This window comes from Pseudomonas sp. TH04 (assembly GCF_016651355.1).
In the GTDB taxonomy this organism is placed as follows: domain Bacteria; phylum Pseudomonadota; class Gammaproteobacteria; order Pseudomonadales; family Pseudomonadaceae; genus Aquipseudomonas; species Aquipseudomonas fluorescens.
The window spans coordinates 3,807,648-3,828,114 of sequence record NZ_JAEKEA010000001.1 but is presented as its reverse complement, the minus strand read 5'-3'; the positions used below and the strand labels follow the sequence as shown (position 1 = coordinate 3,828,114).

The window sequence follows — 20,467 nt, the reverse complement described above, 5'->3', positions numbered from 1 at the left end:
CCGCCTACCTATGTGGGAGCGGGCTTGCCTGCTCCCGCACGGGTTCAGCTCAAGGGTTCAAGGGCGCGGCGCGTAGGCAAACACATCAGCGCGCATCTGATGCGCATCCATGCCGGCGTCGACCAATGCGTCCAGCGTGCCGTAGATCATCGCCGGCGAACCACTGGCGTAGACATGCACGGCCTTGAGGTCGCTGATGTCTTCACACACAGCCTCATGCAGCAGCCCGCAACGCCCTTCCCAACCGCACAGGTCGCTGACCACTTTGTGCAGGAACAGGTTGGGCAGTTGCTGCCATTGGTCCCAGTGTTCGATTTCGTAGAAGTCTTCCGGGCGGCGCACGCCCCAATACAGGTGCACCGGGTGCTTGAAGCCCGAGGCGCGGCAATGCTCGATCAGGCTGTGCATCTGCGCCATGCCCGTACCGGCGGCGATCAGCACCAGCGGCCCGTCCGGCAGTTCAGCCAAGTGCGTATCACCAAACGGCAGTTCAATACGGGCCATCTGGTTGCGCTGCAACTGCTCGATAAGGTTGCGCGCACTGTCCTCGCGCACCAGCACATGCAGTTCCAGCTCGCGCCCGGCGTGGGGCGCCGACGCCAGCGAAAACGCCGACTTCTCGCCGTTGTCCCGTTCGATCATCAAGTATTGCCCGGCGTGGTAACGCAGCGCTTTACCGGCCGGCGCGCGCAGGCGCACGCGCCACACATCGCCACCGACTTCCACGCACTCACTCAATTGGCACGACAACTTGCGCAACGGCAACTCTCCCGGCGCCAACACGCCATCCCACAGCACAACGCAATCTTCCAGCGGTTCGGCGATACAGGTGTAGAACTCACCATGGTCGCGCACTTCGCCGGCTTGCTGCACCCGGCCCTCCACCAGCAGCGCAGCGCACACATGGCACACGCCATTACGGCACGCCTGCGGGCACTCGTAGCCCAGGCGGCGAGCGCCTTCGAGGATTCGTTCGCCAGGGACCAGCTCCAGTACCGCGCCGGAAGGTTGCAGGGTTACACGCATCAATCTATTCCCAATTCTTTCCAGATCGCATCGACGCGCGCGGTCACGGCTTCATCCTTGACGATCACCCGACCCCACTCGCGGGTGGTTTCACCCGGCCATTTGTGCGTGGCATCCAGGCCCATCTTCGAGCCCAGGCCCGACACCGGCGAAGCAAAGTCCAGGTAGTCGATCGGCGTGTTGTCGATCATCACCGTGTCGCGCTTGGGGTCCATGCGCGTGGTAATGGCCCAGATCACGTCGTTCCAGTCCCGGGCATTGATGTCGTCGTCGGTGACAATAACGAACTTGGTGTACATGAACTGTCGCAAAAACGACCACACGCCGAGCATTACCCGCTTGGCATGGCCTGGGTACGACTTCTTCATGGTCACGATGGCCATGCGGTACGAGCAGCCCTCGGGCGGCAGGTAGAAGTCGGTAATTTCCGGGAACTGCTTTTGCAGGATCGGCACGAACACTTCGTTCAGCGCCACACCGAGAATGGCCGGCTCATCCGGCGGACGGCCGGTGTAGGTGCTGTGGTAGATCGGTTTGATCCGGTGGGTGATGCGCTCGACGGTGAACACCGGGAAGCTGTCGACTTCGTTGTAGTAGCCGGTGTGGTCGCCGTAAGGGCCTTCATCGGCCATTTCGCCCGGATGAATCACGCCTTCGAGGATGATTTCAGCGGTGGCTGGCACTTGCAGGTCGTTGCCACGGCACTTCACCAGCTCGGTGCGGTTGCCACGCAGCAGGCCGGCGAAGGCATATTCGGACAGGCTATCGGGCACCGGGGTCACGGCGCCGAGGATGGTCGCCGGGTCGGCGCCCAAGGCTACGGACACCGGGAACGGCTTGCCAGGATGTTTTTCGCACCACTCACGGAAGTCCAGTGCGCCGCCACGGTGGCTCAGCCAACGCATGATCACTTTGTTACGGCCGATCACTTGCTGACGGTAGATGCCCAGGTTCTGGCGATCTTTGTTCGGGCCCTTGGTGACGGTCAGGCCCCAGGTGATCAGCGGGCCGACATCGCCGGGCCAGCAGGTCTGCACCGGCAGCATGGCGAGGTCGACATCATCACCCTCGATGACCACTTCCTGGCACACCGCGTCCTTGACCACTTTAGGGGCCATGGCAATGATCTTGCGGAAGATCGGCAGTTTCGACCAGGCATCCTTCAAGCCCTTGGGTGGCTCGGGCTCCTTGAGGAAGGCCAGCAGCTTGCCGATCTCGCGCAGTTCGCTGACCGACTCGGCGCCCATGCCAAAGGCCACGCGGTCGGGGGTGCCGAACAGGTTGCCGAGCACCGGGATATCAAAGCCGGTCGGGTTTTCGAAGAGCAGCGCCGGGCCCTTGTTACGCAAGGTACGGTCGCAAATCTCAGTCATTTCCAGCACCGGGGAAATCGGCACCTGGATACGTTTCAACTCTCCGCGCTGCTCAAGTTGCTGCACGAAATCCCGAAGATCCTTGAATTTCATTAACCATGCCACCCGTAAAATAGGCGTACATCCTACCTGCTCTTACGAGCGCTGGCAGCTTATTGCACGTCATTGCGACTCACATCCGACTCAACGGATGCATGGCGCAAGCTGCGGAAGAGGGGTTCAAGGAACCCCTCCACATACCGCGTGCCCACGCTTGAAAGGTGATTGTCATCGGTATACAGCGACTGGCCCCCCAGTTCGACCCGACACCAACCGTTGGCAGCACACAGCGTCGGCGCCGGGTCCAGGAGCTGGATTCCCGAGTCAGCCGCGGCGATTTGCGCAAAAACGCTGCTGATATAGGCCTGTCGCTGGACGTGTTCGGCCAGTGGCAAGCCTTCTCGGTCGGTCGGGCGACCCAACATCGCCAGGCGACTGAGTCGATAAGGCACATTGAAATCCTGCAGCGGCACCTCCTTGACCAACCAGACTCGGTGGCCGCCGGCACGGAGTTGCTGCACCAACGCCCTCAACCCCTCGGAGAACAATCGCTCGGCAATAGCACGGTCATACTTGCCCGTCTCCGGGTCATGGATCGACGCGCCTGTATCACCGGAGTGCTGGCCATAAACGTAGAGGCTCCAGCGCGCGACCAACACCACATCACTGAACTGTTCCTGGCTCAACAACCGGGTGACGCGCTCGTTGAACGCACTGCAGCCTGGGGTATTTTCTTTCCTGTAAAAAGGCAGACAGCCAGCATAACCGGCCTGGGTGATGCTGAAGTCGTACTTGCTGGCCCCATCTTTCAACGCCGGAATCAGCGCCGAGGCATGGCTGTCACCCCAGACGATTGCACGGGCCGAGTTCGCCGGTGGACCAAAATGGCACAGCTTACGGTGCGGGTCTTTCTTGTCGTCCGACAGGCAACTCATGAGTGTGGGGCTCCAGGTACGCGCCTGGGCGTATTGCAATGCCTGGGGCGGCAGCCGCGATGCAAAACCATCCGACCAAACCAGGCTTTTGCCGACCAGGCCCAGGCTGGCAAGCCCAAGGAAACCCGCGACCAGAATCGACCTGCGGCCTGCCAGCAGGCGCCGCTCACGGAACGGCCCTTCGACAAACCGCCAGGAGGCATAACCCAACACCAGGCTCACAACGAACAGAGCCACAAGCTCCCAGGACGACAGGCCAAAGATACTGGCGTACTTGCCAAACACCAGCACCGGCCAGTGCCACAGGTACCAGGAATAGGAAATCAGCCCAATACCCACCAGCACGCGACTGCCCAGCAACCGCCCTGCCCACGTTGGTTGCTGGCCGTTGGCCCAAATCAGCCCCACCACCCCCAATACGGGCAACAAAGCGGCCGCCCCTGGGAAAGCGGTGCGGTCGTCGTAACCAAATACCGCCACCATAATCAGGCCAAGGCTGAGCAGGCTGACGCCTTGCGCCAGCATCGGGCTTGCCCGCCGAGCGGGCACCGGCATGACGGCCAGCATGGAACCGGCCAACAATTCCCAGGCTCGCATGGGCAGCAGGAAGAACGCCTTGTCCGGTTCCCGAGACACCGCCCATACGCTCGCCGCAAATGACACCAGCAGCAACACAAACAAGGCGCCACGCCATTGCTTCAGCCGGCTCGACAGCAACGCCAGCAAGAGTGGAAAGGCAATGTAGAACTGCTCTTCAACCGACAGCGACCAGGTGTGCAACATGGGCTTCATGTCGGAGGCCGTGTCGAAGTAACCGTCCTGACGCATGAAGAACAGATTGGAGATGAAGATCACCTGGTTGTGTATCGACCGCCCCAACTCTGAGTAGTCTTTGGGCGCCATCAAAAACCAGCCGACGACCAATGATGCGGACATCATCACAATCAACGCCGGCAGGATACGCCGGGCCCGCCGCGCCCAAAATTCCACAAAACTGAAATGCCCGGCTTGACGTTCGCGCCAGATGATCGAGGTGATCAGGAACCCTGAAATCACGAAGAACACGTCAACGCCGACAAAACCGCCAGTAACGCCAGGTACTCCAAAATGAAACAGCACAACAGCCAGGACAGCGATGGCGCGCAAGCCATCAATGTCCCTTCGGTAAGCAAGAGCGGTCATAAATCGTCGATCAGCCTGATTCGGATGGAGGTGAGTGTATCCGCACCCACCTTTTTGTTTCTTAACTGACACTATTAGCGCACAAATCTCTCTTTTTCGATGCAAAAAAAATGGCGCCACAAAGGGCGCCATTTTTTGGACCTGAAGCGTCGTATTACTTACGCTTCATCGACAAGAAGAACTCATCGTTGGTCTTGGTGGTTTTCAGCTTGTCGATCAGGAACTCGATGGCGGCTACTTCGTCCATCGGGTGCAGCAGCTTGCGCAAAATCCACATGCGCTGCAGTTCGTCATCGGCGGTCAGCAACTCTTCGCGGCGGGTGCCGGAACGGTTGATGTTGATCGCAGGGAACACACGCTTTTCCGCGATACGGCGGTCCAGAGGCAGTTCCATGTTGCCGGTACCCTTGAACTCTTCGTAGATCACTTCGTCCATCTTCGAGCCGGTTTCAACCAGCGCGGTGGCGATAATGGTCAGCGAGCCGCCTTCTTCGATGTTCCGCGCGGCGCCAAAGAAACGCTTTGGTTTCTCCAGGGCGTGAGCATCGACACCACCGGTGAGTACCTTGCCGGAGCTCGGGATCACGGTGTTGTAGGCACGGGCCAGACGGGTGATGGAGTCGAGCAGGATCACCACGTCTTTCTTGTGTTCGACCAGGCGCTTGGCCTTCTCGATCACCATTTCGGCAACCTGCACGTGGCGGGTTGGCGGCTCATCGAACGTCGAGGCAACCACTTCGCCGCGCACGGTGCGCTGCATTTCGGTTACTTCTTCCGGACGCTCATCGATCAGCAGCACGATCAGGTGAACTTCAGGGTTGTTACGTGCGATGTTCGCTGCAATGTTCTGCAGCATGATGGTCTTACCGGCTTTCGGCGGTGCGACGATCAGGCCGCGCTGGCCTTTGCCGATCGGGGCGCACAGGTCGATAACACGACCGGTCAAGTCTTCGGTGGAACCGTTACCGGCTTCCATCTTCATGCGCACGGTCGGGAACAGCGGGGTCAGGTTCTCGAAGAGAATCTTGTTTTTCGCGTTCTCGGGACGATCGAAGTTGATCGTGTCGACCTTGAGCAGGGCAAAATAACGCTCGCCTTCCTTCGGAGGGCGGATCTTGCCAACGATGGTGTCACCGGTACGCAAGTTGAAGCGACGGATCTGGCTCGGCGAGACATAGATGTCATCGGGGCCGGCGAGATAGGAAGCGTCTGCAGAGCGGAGGAAGCCGAAGCCGTCCTGGAGAATCTCCAGCACGCCATCACCGGAGATTTCCTCGCCGCTTTTCGCGTGCTTTTTGAGCAGGGAGAAAATCACGTCCTGCTTGCGCGAACGGGCCATATTTTCTATGCCCATTTCTTCGGCCAATTGGAGCAGGTCGGTAATCGGCTTTTGCTTGAGTTCAGTCAGATTCATATAGGAATGACGTAATCATTTATGGAGGGGGGAAATTAAGCTTTTGGCTTAATGAGGCCGCGCCGCAGAGAAGGCGACAGGATCGCGTACTAATCGAAAAGGAATGCGTCGGCGACGGCTTGCAGGGGGCAGTGGAGAAACCAGTGCGGGGCCGAATGTACCACCTGAGTTTCGGAGCGTCTAGCCCTGTTTCACGAAAAAGCCCCGCGATTTGCGGGGCTTTTTTGACGACGCTTAGATGTTCGCGTCGAGGAAAGCTTGCAGTTGCGACTTCGACAGCGCGCCCACTTTAGTGGCCTCGACGTTACCGTTCTTGAACAGCATCAAGGTCGGGATACCGCGCACGCCGTGCTTGGCCGGGGTTTCCTGGTTGTCGTCGATGTTCAGTTTGGCAATGGTCAGTTTGCCTTCGTAGGTCGTTGCAATGTCGTCCAGGACAGGAGCGATCATTTTGCAAGGGCCGCACCATTCAGCCCAATAGTCAACCAGCACCGGGCCAGCAGCCTTGAGTACTTCGGCCTCAAAGGTCGCGTCGGTGACGTGCTTGATAAGATCGTTGCTCATGGATGTCTCCGGATTGTAAGCAAAAAAAACGTTGCCCATCATAGCCGCCCTTCCCTCGTTCAGGAAGCCGCCTCTGATTGACTCTTGCTATGACGATGCATGAGTTTGGGTATAGCCACTCAGGGCGTTACGGGCGTCACGAACGCTATGCCCGTGCGCAACGCCGCATTGCGTACGTGTTCCTGCATGGTTTTCTGCGCCGCCGCACTGGAACGCCGGGCCAGTGCACGCAGGATCTTGCGATGCTCCTGCCACGTTTCCATGGCCCGCTCCGGTCGGATGAACGGTAGTTTCTGACTCTCCAGGAACACCTCGGCGCTGGCACTCAAAATGCTCACCATCGCCTGGTTACCGCTGGCCAACAGAATCCGTTGGTGAAATTCGAAGTCCAGCCGGGCGGCGGTTTCAAAGTCGCCGGCCTTCAATACCTTATGCATTGCCTCGACATTGTCTTGCAGGCGGTCCAACTCATCGATAGTCAGCGTCACCGCCGCCAACCCCGCTGCAAATCCTTCCAGGGCATAGCGCAACTGGAAGATATCCAGCGGCGAGGCCTGGGCTGCAAAGGGCCAGGCAAACCCCGGCGGATCTTCCGCCGCCTGCACAAACACGCCTTTGCCGGGCTGCACACTGACCACACCCAAGGCACTCAAGGACGACAAAGCCTCGCGCAACGACGCCCGGCTCACGCCCAACTGCACCGCCAGGTCGCGCTGGGACGGCAATGCATCGCCCGCTGCGAAGCCCTGTTCCTTGATCAGTTTGCGGATGGCCTGCAGGGCCGCTTCCGGTACGGCTTGGGCGATGGAATTCATAAAAAACTCAAGGTTCCAGACAACTGAGCGGCTAGTTGTAAAGCTATTCGCGCCCGTCGGCAAGCCACGCCCCAAAGGGGCTCGCGCGGTTTTGTCGACGCTCGAAAAAGGTGCGAAAAGCGCCATCACTGTTCAGACCAGTAAGACCACCGAACCTCAACAAATTCCAGCGTTACAGACGATCAGAGAGGTGATGGCATGGGCTGTGCACTGAGCAAACTCAGAAAACCCCTTCGCCCTTTTCGGAGAGTTGCCATGACCAAGCGCTACAGCGCCCTGCTCACTGCCCTGTTTGCCAGCCTGATGCTGAGCCAGGCACCCGCCCAGGCCAATGGTCTGGAGGATATCGTCGCCCGGGGCACCCTGAAGGTCGCCGTCCCTCAAGACTTCCCGCCATTCGGCTCGGTCGGCCCTGACATGAAACCTCGCGGCCTGGACATCGACACCGCCAAGCTGCTGGCCGACCAACTCAAGGTCAAGCTGGAGTTGACGCCGGTCAACAGCACCAACCGCATCCCGTTCCTTACCACCGGCAAGGTCGACCTGGTGATTTCCAGCCTGGGCAAGAACCCCGAGCGGGAAAAGGTCATCGACTTCTCCAGGGCTTACGCGCCGTTCTACCTGGCGGTGTTCGGTCCGCCTGACGCAGCCATCAGCACCACCGACGACCTCAAGGGCAAAACCATCAGCGTGACGCGCGGCGCCATCGAAGACATCGAGCTGACCGCCGTGGCGCCCAAAGAAGCGACCATCAAGCGTTTCGAAGACAACAACTCGACCATCGCCGCCTACCTGGCTGGCCAGGTCGACCTGATTGCCAGCGGCAACGTCGTGATGGTGGCGATCAGCGAGCGCAACCCCAAACGTGTACCGGCCCTGAAAGTGAAACTCAAGGACTCGCCGGTCTACGTGGGCGTGAACAAGAACGAGCCGGCATTGCTGGAGAAGGTTAACCAGATTCTGGTGGCGGCCAAGGCCGACGGCAGCCTGGAAAAGAACGCGATGCAGTGGCTCAAAGAGCCGCTGCCCGCCGACCTTTGACGCGACGGAGCTGATTCATGGCCTATCAATTCGACTTTGTGCCCGTACTGGCCAATACCGACCTGCTGTTGCGCGGCGCCTTGTTCACGCTTGAACTGACGGCCATCGGCGCGATTCTGGGGGTTGCCCTGGGCACCGTCGGTGCCGTGGTGCGGGCGTGGAAGATCCAGCCGTTCGCCTGGTTCTTCGGCGTGTATGTCGAGTTGATCCGCAACACGCCGTTTCTGGTGCAGTTGTTTTTCATCTTTTTCGGCTTGCCGTCACTGGGGCTGAAAATCACCGAGTGGCAAGCGGCCGTGCTGGCGATGGTCATCAACCTGGGGGCTTACTCCACCGAGATCATCCGGGCCGGCATCCAGGCGATCCCTCGTGGTCAGCTGGAAGCGGCGGCAGCATTAGCGATGACGCGTTTTGAAGCGTTCCGCCATGTGGTGCTGCTGCCCGCTCTGGGCAAGGTGTGGCCGGCCCTGAGCAGCCAGATCATCATCGTGATGCTGGGTTCGGCGGTGTGTTCGCAAATCGCCACCGAAGAGCTGAGCTTTGCCGCCAACTTCATTCAGTCACGTAACTTCCGCGCCTTTGAAACCTACGCACTGACCACCCTGGTGTACCTGTGCATGGCGCTGATGATTCGCCAGTTGCTCAACTGGATTGGCCGACGGTTTGTGATGAGGAACAGCCGATGAGTGATTTTTCGTTCTGGGACATCGTGCGCAACCTGGCTGTCGGCCTGCAATGGACCCTGTTGCTGTCGCTGGTGGCCTTTGTCGGCGGTGGCCTGATCGGCTTGCTGGTGATGACGATGCGCATCAGCCGCAAAGCCTTCCCGCGCCATGTCGCGCGCACCTACATTGAACTGTTTCAGGGTACGCCGCTGCTGATGCAGCTGTTTCTGGTGTTTTTCGGCATTGCCCTGCTGGGGGTGGATATCTCGCCCTGGCTGGCAGCGGCGATTGCCCTGACTTTGTTTACCAGTGCCTACCTGGCCGAGATCTGGCGCGGCTGCGTCGAGTCCATCGCCCACGGGCAGTGGGAAGCGTCGGCCAGCCTGGCCCTTAACCCGCTTGAACAACTGCGTTACGTGATTCTGCCCCAGGCCCTGCGGATTGCCGTAGCACCTACGGTTGGCTTCTCGGTGCAAGTGGTCAAAGGCACCGCCGTGACCTCGATCATCGGTTTTACCGAACTGACCAAAACCGGCGGCATGCTCGCCAACGCCACCTTCGAGCCCTTTATGGTTTATGGCTTGGTGGCCCTCGGTTACTTCCTGCTCTGCTACCCCTTGTCCCTCAGTGCGCGCTACCTGGAAAGGAGACTGCATGCCTCTGCTTAGAATTTCCGCCCTGCATAAGTATTACGGCGATCACCATGTACTCAAGGGCATCGACCTGACGGTTGAAGAAGGCCAGGTGGTGGCGATCATCGGCCGCAGCGGCTCGGGCAAATCAACCTTGCTGCGTACCCTCAATGGCCTGGAGTCGATCAATGATGGCGTGATCGAGGTCGATGGCGAATACCTCGACGCCGCCCGCGCCGACCTGCGCAGTTTGCGGCAGAAAGTCGGCATGGTGTTCCAGCAGTTCAACTTGTTCCCGCACCTGACCGTGGGCGAAAACGTCATGCTCGCACCACAAGTGGTGCAGAAAGTCCCCAAGGCCAAAGCCGCACAGCTTGCCAGGCAGATGCTGGAGCGAGTCGGGCTGGGCGAGAAGTTCGACGCTTTCCCTGATCGCCTGTCCGGCGGGCAACAGCAGCGCGTCGCCATTGCGCGGGCATTGGCCATGTCGCCCAAAGTGCTGCTGTGCGACGAAATCACCTCCGCCCTGGACCCGGAGCTGGTCAATGAAGTGCTCAGCGTCGTGCGCCAACTGGCCAAGGACGGCATGACCTTGATCATGGTGACCCACGAAATGCGCTTTGCCCGGGAAGTCGGGGACAAACTGGTGTTTATGCACCAAGGCAAGGTGCATGAAGTAGGCGACCCCAAAACATTGTTCGCCAACCCCAAGACACCCGAGTTCGCCAACTTCATTGGTTCGGTGGAACAGCCGGGCTGATCAGCTCGAAACGGCCGTGCCCCTCAAGGTGCGTCTCGTCGCGTACCTCCAAGGCCTCAGCGGGCAGTTCGGTGTCGATATCGACCTGGGCTGTCAGCCGGCGCCCTGCTATCGGTAACCCTGCCGCCCGCGCCACCAAGGTCTGGCCGGGCAGCAATTGCCCGCTGGCAGGCTCGCCGGCCAAGTCGCTCGCCGCCCACTCCACAGCCCGCCCATCCACTTGGGCGTGTTTGAGGCTCAAGCGAAATCGCCCTTGGCGACCCAACACAAACCCCTGCCCATCTGCTGCAACACCAACAAACCGCAATGCCATTGCTGCAGGCTCAGTGCAAAAAACGTTCACGCGCAACCTACGCGTCGCAAGCACCAAGGCGGCCCTTTCAACACGCGCCTCTGTGCGGATGGCGCCATAGTCGATGCGTGGCTGGCTCACCGATAACCGACAGTTGTCGGCCAGGACGTCAGGTGCTGCCAGTACCGTGCAGAGCAACACCAAACGCAGCCTTTCAAACTTAACGACCATGGCACACCGCCGAGGTCGTTGTATAGAATTTGTCATTGTCTGGTTGGGTCTCAAGATCAATACGCAACACGCAGCTGGAAGAGTCAGGCAATGAAACCCGCAGGCTTTGCGCCTCATCGACGTCGTTGAGGAAAATCATGCCGTCACCCACCACGCTGGTCAGGAAGCGATCACCCTTGCCGAATACCGTGGCGCCTTGAGGCAATGGCCGGCCGTGCTGATCATGCGCGGTAAGCAACATGCGGCGCACGTTCACCACATCGAAATTCACGGCATTGAAGGACCCACGGCCTGCGGTGAGCATCTGGGTGCCGTTTTTCAGGTCGACGCGTTTGGGCAAGGACTGGGTTTGCACCTCGACTCGGCTGTTGGTGTAGGCCGGCAAGCCTGCGATCACCGCTTGCCCGCGGTAGTCCGTCCACACAGGGCCTTGGGGCGTCTCGACTTTTGCCGCGCCGATCTGCCCTACCGAGACGATGCCGAACGTGTCTTGCACGGCATACGGTGAGAACGTCAGGCCACCCGCGTGAGCCACCACGCCGCCCTGCAACTGCCCTGTGTAGCTGGTGCCCAGGGGGTCACGGCTGACACCCAGGCCAACGCGGGTATAACGCGGCAATAGATCCACATTGCCACGCACCGATTGCTCTCGGGCATTGAGGTCGCGCTCGACCCCCACTTCGTAATTCACAGACTCGTTGACCCGCTCGCTAAGCGCTGTGCCAGCGGTGAATCGGTCCCCGCGCCGGCTGGCGTAGCTATTAAGCCGACGATCTCGCCCAAGGGGCACACTGACCTGCAGACGCAAGGACAGGTCATGCTCCACAGCTCTTTCATTTCGCTCGCCGGCAAGCGTGGCATCACGGCCCATCCGAGAACCGCCCACCTGCGAATCCGCAATCAACGCGACATCGGCGTGGCTGAATGACTTGTTCCAGGAGGCAGACACATGCTCGGTCGTTCGGCCGTCAAATTGAGACCCGTGGGTATAGCCCGCAGAAAATACGCCCAGCGTGGGATCGGCCCAGCTCAGGCTTGCCGTGTATTGGTTTTTGAAGCGCGAACCCAATTCATCGGCCGTGTATGAGCGGCCGGCCTCAAGCACCTCACGATACTCCCGGGTTTGGCTGGTTGCGCTGAGGTTGACGTCGATATTGGCGTAGACCGGGCTGCTGACAGACACGCTGCTGCGCGCCCCGGACACTGCACTTTTGCCGTCTCGAGAAAGGTTTTGCCGCGCAGCCACAGAAACTCGCTGAAAAAACACACTGCTCAGGGTGCCACCTGCCGACCAGTATTCATCCGTACTCAACAAGCCAAAGCCCGCAGACGAGTTGCGCCCCAAACCCCAGGTGCCGCTCCCCATGGCGACCACCGGTGACGGCCCCTCTTCACCCGCACTCTTGCGCAGCTTGCCAACCGAGAAATAGTAACCCGGAGCCGCCGGGGCAGCCCCCGCAAACGAGGCCGCCGGCACCACAAAGCTGCGCCTGGCACCCCGCACGTCGATCACGCTGACCTCCAGGTCACTGGTGCCATTGAGCAATGGCAATCCCGTTAGCCGGAAGGGACCTTCCGGCACCAGCGTGCTGTGAATCAACACGCCGGACTGGCGAACTTCGATCCGTGATTGGCTCTGGGCAAGCCCTTCGACCACGGCATTGTTGCTGCCCACAGCGACGCGTGATTGACCATCGGGGAAAAACTGCAGGCCAGATAACTGGACGCCACCAAACAGCGGGTTATGGCTGGATATCTGCCCCACCTGGAAAGTCGATTGCAGCGCGGCAATGTCCCGCTGTGCATAGGCGTATACATGCTCGGTACGGGCCTTGCCGTTATCGGACACATAGAATTGACGACTGCGAACAATCCAGTCCTCAAGGTTGAAGCCTGCCTCGGTATAAGCCGAAACGAACCGGCTGGGCGCGCTGCGCGAACGGCTGTCGAAACCCAGCACGTCGTAGTTGAACAACGCCGCTGCCCCGCCTTTGGAAAAATGCCCGGCGTCCCACTGGGGATCACGCAATGACTGGGTGGGCACCACCAGCGTCACCTCGTCCGTGCCGGGACGCAGCTTCACCATCGTCGTCGGAAATGCCCCCAAGAAATCATGGCAAGACTGGTCGGGCGTAGCGCCTTCCTGAATGATGGTGCCGGGCGTCACTAACCCCGCTTTCTCCAGTAACCCCGGGGTGAAGCACAAGCGGCCCTCGTGATCGAAGCGTGCATCCACCAGCCCCAGCGGGTTTCCATTGACCCGCAACCCCACCACCTGGACGCCTTCGCGAAAGCGCGCCGCGTTGCGAAAGTAGTCGGAGACCTTCGGGTCGATACCGTGGGCGGTGAGTGACGCGAGGTCGAAACCCTCCCCGAGCTCCAGTGCCGACACAAGAACGGGCAGACTCCACAGGGTCGCAAACCCTATGATCAGGGTGGGTCTGCAGGGCCAAAAATACGCTGCGATGCTTTGACTCGAAGGGTTCGACATGAGTCGGTCACCCCCCGTCGGTAACGATCGGAGCCCGGTAGTGGTCGACCGTAAACCCGTAGACCGTCGCCGGCTGTATCTCGACCTCGGTCACGCTGCCCAAGGGACTGCCGACCTCTGCCGCCAGCACCTCACCCGGCAATATGTAGGTGCGCGGCAATATGGCCGGAACACCCTGTGGAAACACTTGCACATCCGGCGCCAGACGCACGACATAGGCACTGTCGTTATGGACGGTGAGACGTTCTCCCGCCCGCTTCCACTTCAGCAATTCCCAAGGCGTGTGGTGCCGAGGCAAGCCTTGTGGGTGCAGGATCAGCGGCAAATTCTGTCGAAGGGTGATACCGATGGTCGCCCCCTGCGCCGCGCGCGCTTGGGGAATACCTTCGAAGGACACGCGCTTGAGCCGTTGGGTCTTAAGCGGCGCCTTCAAGGTGGCGATGAACCGCACCAGTTGCGTGTCGCCCGCCTCCACACGAGCGATGGGCGGTGTGACGATCAATAGCGGCTCCAGGTCCTCCGGCACGTTCTCCACGACCGAATGAAGCAGCGCCGGCCCTGCATCGGTATTTTTGATGTTGATTGTGGCTTCGCCGTCTTCCTCATAAAGCACCACCACAGTTGTTTCCGGATACATGCCATCCGCCACAGCAGCAGTGGTAAACAACAGGCAAATGCTTGCACCCCGCAATAGCGCACTGCACATCACTAAAAAACCACGCACTCTATATTCCCCGCAACTAATAAAGTTGACCATTGGCCGTCAAGCGCCCACAGAAAAACAGCCAACAAGAAACAATAAGCTTCTTGGCTGGCTGTTTAACGTTACTTAGATGTAACTCAATACAAGCGTGGCGCGCCCATCAATAGAGACGTCTCGACTCAGGTCCAGGTCCTGGGCTCGGTTGATGACAGCCTTGACTGCAAGTGTGCCCGTCAATTGGTTAACGGCGGTGGGTGTAAAGGTAGCGCCGTTGCGCCAGGAGTACTGGGCGGGCGATTGGGCAACCTTGCCATCGCTGTTATTCCAGGCGCCAGCGCCGATACGCATGATCGGATACAGCGCTATGCTGGACGACCGCAGATCCCTGAGGGTGACCGAATAGCCACCGGTGCGACGGGCGCCTACAGCCCCCAACCCGAAATTCTGCGCTTCAGTAAAGCCGGCACCCAGGATGCCCGGCACTTTGCTGCCTGCTTGCAGATCGGTAAAGGTGATGCCGAACCTGGCGGGCGTCGTGCCACAATTGACGATCAGGGAAGTGCTCCTCTCTTCGCGCGGATTGAATGCAGTCTGGGACAATTCGCCCGAACGAATCGTGCCGTAATCGATGATACCGCTGCCGGCCAGGCTGAGGTTACAGGCTGCCGGTGTGATCGTCCCCCTGACGACCAGCTGGGCGCTGGTATTGGTAGTCGCCTGGGCAGTTAAGGCCGCAGCCAGGCACGCAATACCGAGAGTCAAACCAACAATTTTTTTCATGTTCATCCTGTCACTAAAAAGTTATCAGGTGTTCTTTATTTGTGCCTTGGCGACTCCATCGCCCAACGATTTATCTTCCGGGACGTGCACAACGATAAATAAATGCCACCTCGGCAGAATTGCCGGATGACAGTGTGTCGCTTTGGCACTTCATTAAAGAATCAGATAACACGACAATAACTGTGGGAATGATAAAAACAAACACCTTCCATTAGACCGACCACAATGTAGTTCCAAATAAAATAACGAAGGAGATATCGAATCGCTCACTGTCGGAAATTTCACAAACCACCTTATGACCGCCGATAATAAAAACACGACTACAACGTCGAAGAACTTAGTCGGCACGCACTTATAAAACCGCCCTACCTTTACTAAAGGAATTCCCCACAGACAGCCTCAGGAAAATTACTGAAGCACAACGCGTTGGCGCCAGCGGTCGATCGTGGCACGATGGTGAGGTTATCGACCGAGACCCCCAAACCATGCCGCAATCCCAAGCCAAGAATCTGTCCCTGATCGCCGCCATCGACCTGGGCTCCAACAGCTTTCACATGGTCGTGGCCAAGGCCCAGAACGGCGAAATCCGCATCCTCGAGCGGCTCGGCGAAAAAGTACAACTGGCTGCCGGGATCGACGACGAGCGCCAGCTCAATGAAGAATCCATGCAACGCGGGCTCGATTGCCTCAAGCGCTTTGCCCAGCTGATCAATGGCATGCCTTTGGGCGCCGTGCGAATCGTTGGGACCAACGCCCTGCGTGAAGCGCGCAACCGCGGTGAATTCATCCGCCGCGCCGAGGAAATCCTCGGCCACCCGGTAGAAGTCATTTCCGGCCGTGAAGAAGCACGCCTGATCTACCTGGGTGTCTCCCACACCCTGGCTGACACGCCTGGCAAGCGCCTGGTGGCGGATATCGGCGGTGGCAGTACCGAGTTCATTATCGGCCAGCGTTTCGAGCCGCTGCTGCGCGAGAGCCTGCAAATGGGCTGCGTCAGCTTTACCCAGCGCTATTTCAAGGACGGCAAGATCACTCCGGCACGCTATGCCCAGGCCTACACGGCCGCGCGACTGGAGATCATGAGCATCGAGCACGCCCTGCACCGCCTGACCTGGGATGAGGCCATCGGCTCATCCGGCACCATCCGTGCCATCGGCCTGGCGCTGAAGGCCGGCGGCCATGGCACCGGCGAGGTCAACGCCGAAGGTCTCGCGTGGCTCAAGCGCAAGCTGTTCAAACTGGGCGATGCCGAGAAAATCGACTTCGATGGCATCAAGCCTGATCGCCGCACCATCTTCCCGGCAGGCCTGGCGATTCTCGAAGCGATCTTCGACGCCCTCGAACTGCAACGCATGGACCACTGCGATGGCGCCCTGCGTGAAGGCGTGCTGTACGACCTGCTGGGCCGCCATCATCACGAAGACGTGCGTGAGCGCACCCTTACCTCATTGATGGAGCGTTATCACGTCGATCTGGAACAGGCAGCCCGCGTGGAGCGCAAAGCGCTGCACGCCTTCGACCAGGTGGCCGAGGACTGGGACCTGGAAGACGGCGTCTGGCGCGAACTGCTCGGCTGGGCAGCCAAGGTGCATGAAGTGGGCCTGGACATCGCCCACTACCATTACCACAAACATGGCGCCTACCTGATCGAGCACTCGGACCTCGCCGGTTTCTCCCGCGAAGACCAACAGATGCTCGCGCTGCTGGTGCGTGGCCATCGCCGCAACATTCCAAAGGACAAGTTTGCCGAGTTCGGCGATGAAGGCATCAAGCTGATCCGCCTGTGCGTGCTGCTGCGCTTTGCGATCCTGTTCCACCACATCCGTGGCACACAGGAAATGCCCCAGGTCACCCTGCGCGCCAACGGCGACAGCCTCGACGTGGTGTTCCCCAAAGGCTGGCTGGACGAAAACCAGCTGACCCAGGCGGACTTCGCCCAGGAAGCGGAGTGGCTGACGCGGGTTGGGTTCAGCCTGAACCTGCGCTAAAGCGCACTGCAAAACAAATGTGGGAGGGGGCTTCTTGCTCCCGATAGCGAAGTGTCAGTTGACCTATTCATCAACTGACCCACTGCAATCGGGAGCAAGCCCCCTCCCACATTGTTAGTCCGTATTGACTATTAATTCACCGCCAGAATCGGGCTACCCAGCTTCTCCAGCAACGTCGCCTGCGCGCTGCGCGGGTTCTGGTTGCCGGTCGGCGTGTTGCGCACGTATCGGCCGTCCGACTGCAGGCTCCAGCTGTGAGTGTTGTCGGTGAGGTAGCTTTCCAGCTCCTTCTTGACCCGCATGATCAGCTTCTTGCCTTCCACCGGGAAGCAGGTCTCCACACGCTTGTCGAGGTTGCGCTCCATCCAGTCCGCACTGGAAAGGAACATCTGCTCCTCGCCGCCGTTGAGGAAGTAGAACACCCGCGTGTGCTCCAGGAAGCGGCCGATGATCGAGCGCACATGGATGTTATGCGACACGCCGACAATGCCCGGACGCAGGCAGCACATGCCACGCACCACCAGGTCGATGCGCACACCGGACTGGCTGGCCTTGTACAGCGCGCGGATGATCTTCGGATCAGTCAGCGAGTTGAACTTGGCAATGATGTGCGCCGGCTTGCCGTCGAGGGCGAACTGGGTCTCCCGGGCAATCATGTCGAGCATGCCCTTCTTCAGGGTGAACGGCGCGTGCAGCAGCTTCTTCATGCGCAAGGTCTTGCCCATGCCGATCAACTGGCTGAACAATTTGCCGACGTCTTCACACAAGGCGTCGTCGGACGTCAGCAAGCTGTAGTCGGTGTAGAGCTTGGCGTTGCCGGCGTGGTAGTTACCGGTGCCCAGGTGGGCGTAGCGCACAATCTCGCCAGCTTCGCGGCGCAGGATCAGCATCATCTTGGCGTGAGTTTTGAAGCCCACCACGCCGTAGATCACCACCGCACCGGCCGCTTGCAGGCGGCTCGCCAGTTGCAGGTTGGACTCTTCATCGAACCGCGCACGCAGCTCGATCACCGCGGTGACTTCCTTGCCGTTACGCGCGGCGTCTACCAGCGCATCGACGATTTCCGAGTTGGCGCCGCTGCGGTACAGGGTCTGGCGCACCGCCAATACATGCGGGTCCTTGGCGGCCTGGCGCAGCAGGTCGACCACCGGGGTAAAGGACTCGAACGGGTGCAGCAGCAGAATGTCCTGCTTGCTCACCACACTGAAGATGTTCTCGCTGTTTTGCAGCAACTTCGGGATCTGCGGCGTGAACGGCGTGTATTGCAGCTCCGGATGGCTGTCCAGGCCGGTGATACTGAACAGGCGCGTCAGGTTCACCGGGCCATTGACCTGATACAGCTCGCTCTCGCTGAGGTTGAACTGCTTGAGCAGGTAGTCCGACAGGTGTTTCGGGCAAGTATCAGCCACTTCCAGGCGCACCGCGTCACCGTAGCGACGCGAGAACAGCTCGCCGCGCAGGGCTCGGGCCAAGTCTTCGACGTCTTCGGAATCCAGCGCCAGGTCGGCGTTACGGGTCAGGCGGAACTGGTAGCAGCCTTTTACCTTCATGCCCTGGAACAGGTCGTCGGCATGCGCGTGGATCATAGACGAGAGGAATACATAATTGTCGCCAGCGCCCCCCACCTCTTCCGGTACCTTGATGATCCGTGGCAACAGACGCGGTGCCGGGATGATGGCCAGGCCAGAATCGCGACCGAAGGCGTCGATACCTTCCAGTTCAACGATGAAGTTCAGGCTCTTGTTTACCAGCAGCGGGAACGGGTGCGTAGGGTCGAGGCCGATCGGGGTGATGATCGGTGAAATCTCGTCACGGAAGTACCGGCGCACCCAGGTCTTGATCTTGGTGGTCCAGTGGCGGCGACGAATGAAGCGGACCTGATGTTTTTCCAGCTCCGGCAACAGAATATCGTTGAGGATCGCGTATTGGCGGTCCACGTGGCCATGCACCAGCTCACTGATACGCGCCAGGGCCTGATGCGGCTGCAGACCGTCGGCACCGGCTTGTTCGCGGGCGAAGGTAATTTGCTTCTTGAGGCCGGCGACGCGGATCTCGAAGAACTCGTCCAGGTTGCTGGAGAAAATCAGCAGGAACTTGAGCCGCTCCAGCAGCGGATAGGACTCGTCCAGCGCCTGCTCCAGCACGCGGATGTTGAATTGCAGTTGTGACAGCTCGCGGTGGATGTACAGGCTGCTGTCATCCAGGTTGGTCACCGCCGCCACCGGGGCCGGCGCAGGCGTCTCGGCCACCACGACAGGTGGAGCCGGCTCCATTTCCGGCGGGGTCTCGGTGACTTGTTCGACCACCGGGTGAGCGTCTTTTACGGCAACTTCTGAGAGTCCTTCGGTATTCATCGAGTGTTCCTGTGAGGGCTATTGTTGCTCTCTAAGCAATTGGGCAGCGCGGGCGGCGAAGTAGGTCAGAATGCCATCAGCGCCTGCACGTTTAAAGGCTGTCAGGGATTCGAGGATCACCCCTTCACTCAACCAACCATTCTGGATCGCGGCCATGTGCATGGCGTATTCACCGCTGACCTGATAGACAAAGGTCGGCACCTTGAATTCCTCTTTGACCCGGTAAAGGATGTCCAGGTACGGCATCCCGGGTTTGACCATCACCATGTCGGCGCCTTCGGCCAGGTCGGCCGCCACTTCGTGCAGGGCTTCATGGCTGTTGGCCGGGTCCATCTGATAGGAAGCCTTGTTGGCCTTGCCCAGGTTCAGCGCCGAACCGACCGCATCGCGGAACGGGCCGTAATAGGCGCTGGCGTACTTGGCCGAATAGGCCATGATCCGCACATTGACGTGGCCCGCCAGCTCCAGGGCTTCGCGAATCGCCTGGATGCGGCCGTCCATCATGTCCGACGGCGCCACGACCTGGGCACCCGCTGCCGCGTGGGACAACGCCTGCTTGACCAGTGCATCGACGGTGATGTCGTTCTGCACATAGCCGTCTTCGTCGAGAATGCCATCCTGGCCGTGGGTGGTGAACGGGTCCAGCGCCACGTCGGTGATCACACCCAGCTGCGGGAAACGCTCGCGCAGGGCACGGGTGGCGCGCTGGGCGATCCCTTGCGGGTTCCAGGCTTCGGCAGCGTCGAGCGACTTGAGTTCGGAGGGTGTCACGGGAAACAGCGCCAGCGCCGGAATCCCCAGCTCAACCCAATTGGCCGCTTCTTCGAGCAGCAAATCAATGGTCAAGCGCTCCACACCCGGCATCGACGCCACCGCTTCCCGGCGATTTTCACCGTCCAGCACAAACACCGGCAGGATCAGATCGTTCGTCGTCAGCACGTTTTCACGCACCAGGCGGCGAGAAAAATCATCACGACGATTGCGACGCAGGCGAGTGGCGGGGAACAGGCGATTGGCAGGGGTAAAGCTCACGACAGACTCCTGAGCCCGCGTTTACGGGCGAGCGTTGCAGTTATAAGCGGCCATTATGACGAAGGAATGACAGTTGTGCTTATCGATGCGACCTGCAGTCGCATTCGTCGTTTATGTAGGAATTGTTCACTTCGTGACACATCTCGATAC

The 20,467-nt window shown here is 59.8% G+C and carries 17 protein-coding genes; 5 read left to right on the top strand and 12 right to left on the bottom strand.

The features are described from left to right. Nucleotides 1-57: 57 nt before the first annotated feature. The 6 genes from JFT85_RS17080 to JFT85_RS17055 form a co-directional block, all read right to left on the bottom strand. On the bottom strand, nt 58-1,026 hold the full coding sequence (locus tag JFT85_RS17080) for a CDP-6-deoxy-delta-3,4-glucoseen reductase (protein WP_053258590.1): 969 nt from the start codon (nt 1,024-1,026) through the stop codon (nt 58-60). Further along, nucleotides 1,026-2,492 carry a 4-hydroxy-3-polyprenylbenzoate decarboxylase gene (gene ubiD, locus JFT85_RS17075; RefSeq protein WP_053258591.1) on the bottom strand — a complete coding sequence of 489 codons (1,467 nt, stop codon included), beginning with the start codon at nt 2,490-2,492 and terminating at the stop codon, nt 1,026-1,028. Before ubiD ends, JFT85_RS17080 begins: the two co-directional genes overlap by 1 nt. 59 nt (nt 2,493-2,551) lie before the next feature. After that, nucleotides 2,552-4,555 carry an acyltransferase family protein gene (locus JFT85_RS17070; protein ID WP_201230197.1) on the bottom strand — a complete coding sequence of 668 codons (2,004 nt, stop codon included), beginning with the start codon at nt 4,553-4,555 and terminating at the stop codon, nt 2,552-2,554. A 154-nt stretch (nt 4,556-4,709) separates the two neighbouring features. Beyond that, nucleotides 4,710-5,969: a transcription termination factor Rho gene (rho, locus tag JFT85_RS17065; protein ID WP_003176825.1), complete on the bottom strand. Its 1,260-nt coding sequence runs from the start codon at nt 5,967-5,969 to the stop codon at nt 4,710-4,712. A 234-nt stretch (nt 5,970-6,203) separates the two neighbouring features. Beyond that, nucleotides 6,204-6,533, bottom strand: a complete 330-nt coding sequence (gene trxA, locus JFT85_RS17060; RefSeq protein ID WP_015886460.1) for a thioredoxin TrxA — start codon at nt 6,531-6,533, stop codon at nt 6,204-6,206. Nucleotides 6,534-6,652: 119 nt separating this feature from the next. Next, nucleotides 6,653-7,348, bottom strand: a complete 696-nt coding sequence (locus JFT85_RS17055; protein WP_073636700.1) for a FadR/GntR family transcriptional regulator — start codon at nt 7,346-7,348, stop codon at nt 6,653-6,655. Nucleotides 7,349-7,603: 255 nt separating this feature from the next. On the opposite strand from JFT85_RS17055, the gene JFT85_RS17050 reads away from it, so the two are divergent. From JFT85_RS17050 to JFT85_RS17035, 4 genes are read left to right on the top strand one after another with little or no spacing between them, the layout of a single operon-like run. Next, entirely contained in the window at nt 7,604-8,389 is a 786-nt protein-coding gene (locus tag JFT85_RS17050; RefSeq protein ID WP_053258594.1) for a transporter substrate-binding domain-containing protein, read from the top strand. 17 nt (nt 8,390-8,406) lie between these two features. Next, nucleotides 8,407-9,075, top strand: coding sequence for an amino acid ABC transporter permease (locus tag JFT85_RS17045; RefSeq protein ID WP_017736949.1), 669 nt, complete (start codon nt 8,407-8,409; stop codon nt 9,073-9,075). Further along, the gene (locus tag JFT85_RS17040) at nt 9,072-9,722 is read left to right on the top strand and encodes an amino acid ABC transporter permease (protein WP_053258595.1); all 651 of its coding nucleotides are present in this window, start codon (nt 9,072-9,074) and stop codon (nt 9,720-9,722) included. The genes JFT85_RS17045 and JFT85_RS17040 overlap by 4 nt, the downstream gene beginning before the upstream one ends. Beyond that, complete coding sequence (locus JFT85_RS17035) at nt 9,709-10,446, top strand: amino acid ABC transporter ATP-binding protein (RefSeq protein WP_017135248.1); 738 nt, start codon at nt 9,709-9,711, stop codon at nt 10,444-10,446. Before JFT85_RS17040 ends, JFT85_RS17035 begins: the two co-directional genes overlap by 14 nt. Here the strand turns inward: JFT85_RS17035 and JFT85_RS17030 are convergent. The 4 genes from JFT85_RS17030 to JFT85_RS17015 form a co-directional block, all read right to left on the bottom strand. Further along, nucleotides 10,418-10,969, bottom strand: coding sequence for a hypothetical protein (locus JFT85_RS17030; protein WP_201230195.1), 552 nt, complete (start codon nt 10,967-10,969; stop codon nt 10,418-10,420). The genes JFT85_RS17035 and JFT85_RS17030 overlap by 29 nt on opposite strands. Next, nucleotides 10,959-13,460 (bottom strand): fimbria/pilus outer membrane usher protein, encoded by a 2,502-nt coding sequence (locus JFT85_RS17025; RefSeq protein WP_201230193.1) that lies wholly within the window; start codon nt 13,458-13,460, stop codon nt 10,959-10,961. The genes JFT85_RS17030 and JFT85_RS17025 overlap by 11 nt, the downstream gene beginning before the upstream one ends. 7 nt (nt 13,461-13,467) lie before the next feature. Next, nucleotides 13,468-14,166: a fimbria/pilus chaperone family protein gene (locus JFT85_RS17020; protein WP_073636697.1), complete on the bottom strand. Its 699-nt coding sequence runs from the start codon at nt 14,164-14,166 to the stop codon at nt 13,468-13,470. A gap of 123 nt (nt 14,167-14,289) precedes the next feature. Continuing rightward, nucleotides 14,290-14,943, bottom strand: coding sequence for a DUF1120 domain-containing protein (locus JFT85_RS17015; RefSeq protein ID WP_053258598.1), 654 nt, complete (start codon nt 14,941-14,943; stop codon nt 14,290-14,292). A gap of 485 nt (nt 14,944-15,428) precedes the next feature. Here JFT85_RS17015 and ppx point away from each other — a divergent pair, with 485 nt between their 5' ends. Next, complete coding sequence (gene ppx / locus JFT85_RS17010; RefSeq protein ID WP_016978945.1) at nt 15,429-16,931, top strand: exopolyphosphatase; 1,503 nt, start codon at nt 15,429-15,431, stop codon at nt 16,929-16,931. A 131-nt stretch (nt 16,932-17,062) separates the two neighbouring features. Here ppx and ppk1 read toward each other — a convergent pair whose 3' ends face one another. Next, a complete protein-coding gene (ppk1, locus tag JFT85_RS17005) occupies nt 17,063-19,285 on the bottom strand; it encodes a polyphosphate kinase 1 (protein ID WP_201230183.1) in 2,223 nt (740 codons plus the stop codon). Between the two features lie 18 nt (nt 19,286-19,303). Further along, nucleotides 19,304-20,317 (bottom strand): porphobilinogen synthase, encoded by a 1,014-nt coding sequence (gene hemB, locus JFT85_RS17000; RefSeq protein ID WP_064454667.1) that lies wholly within the window; start codon nt 20,315-20,317, stop codon nt 19,304-19,306. Between the last annotated feature and the right edge of the window lie 150 nt (nt 20,318-20,467).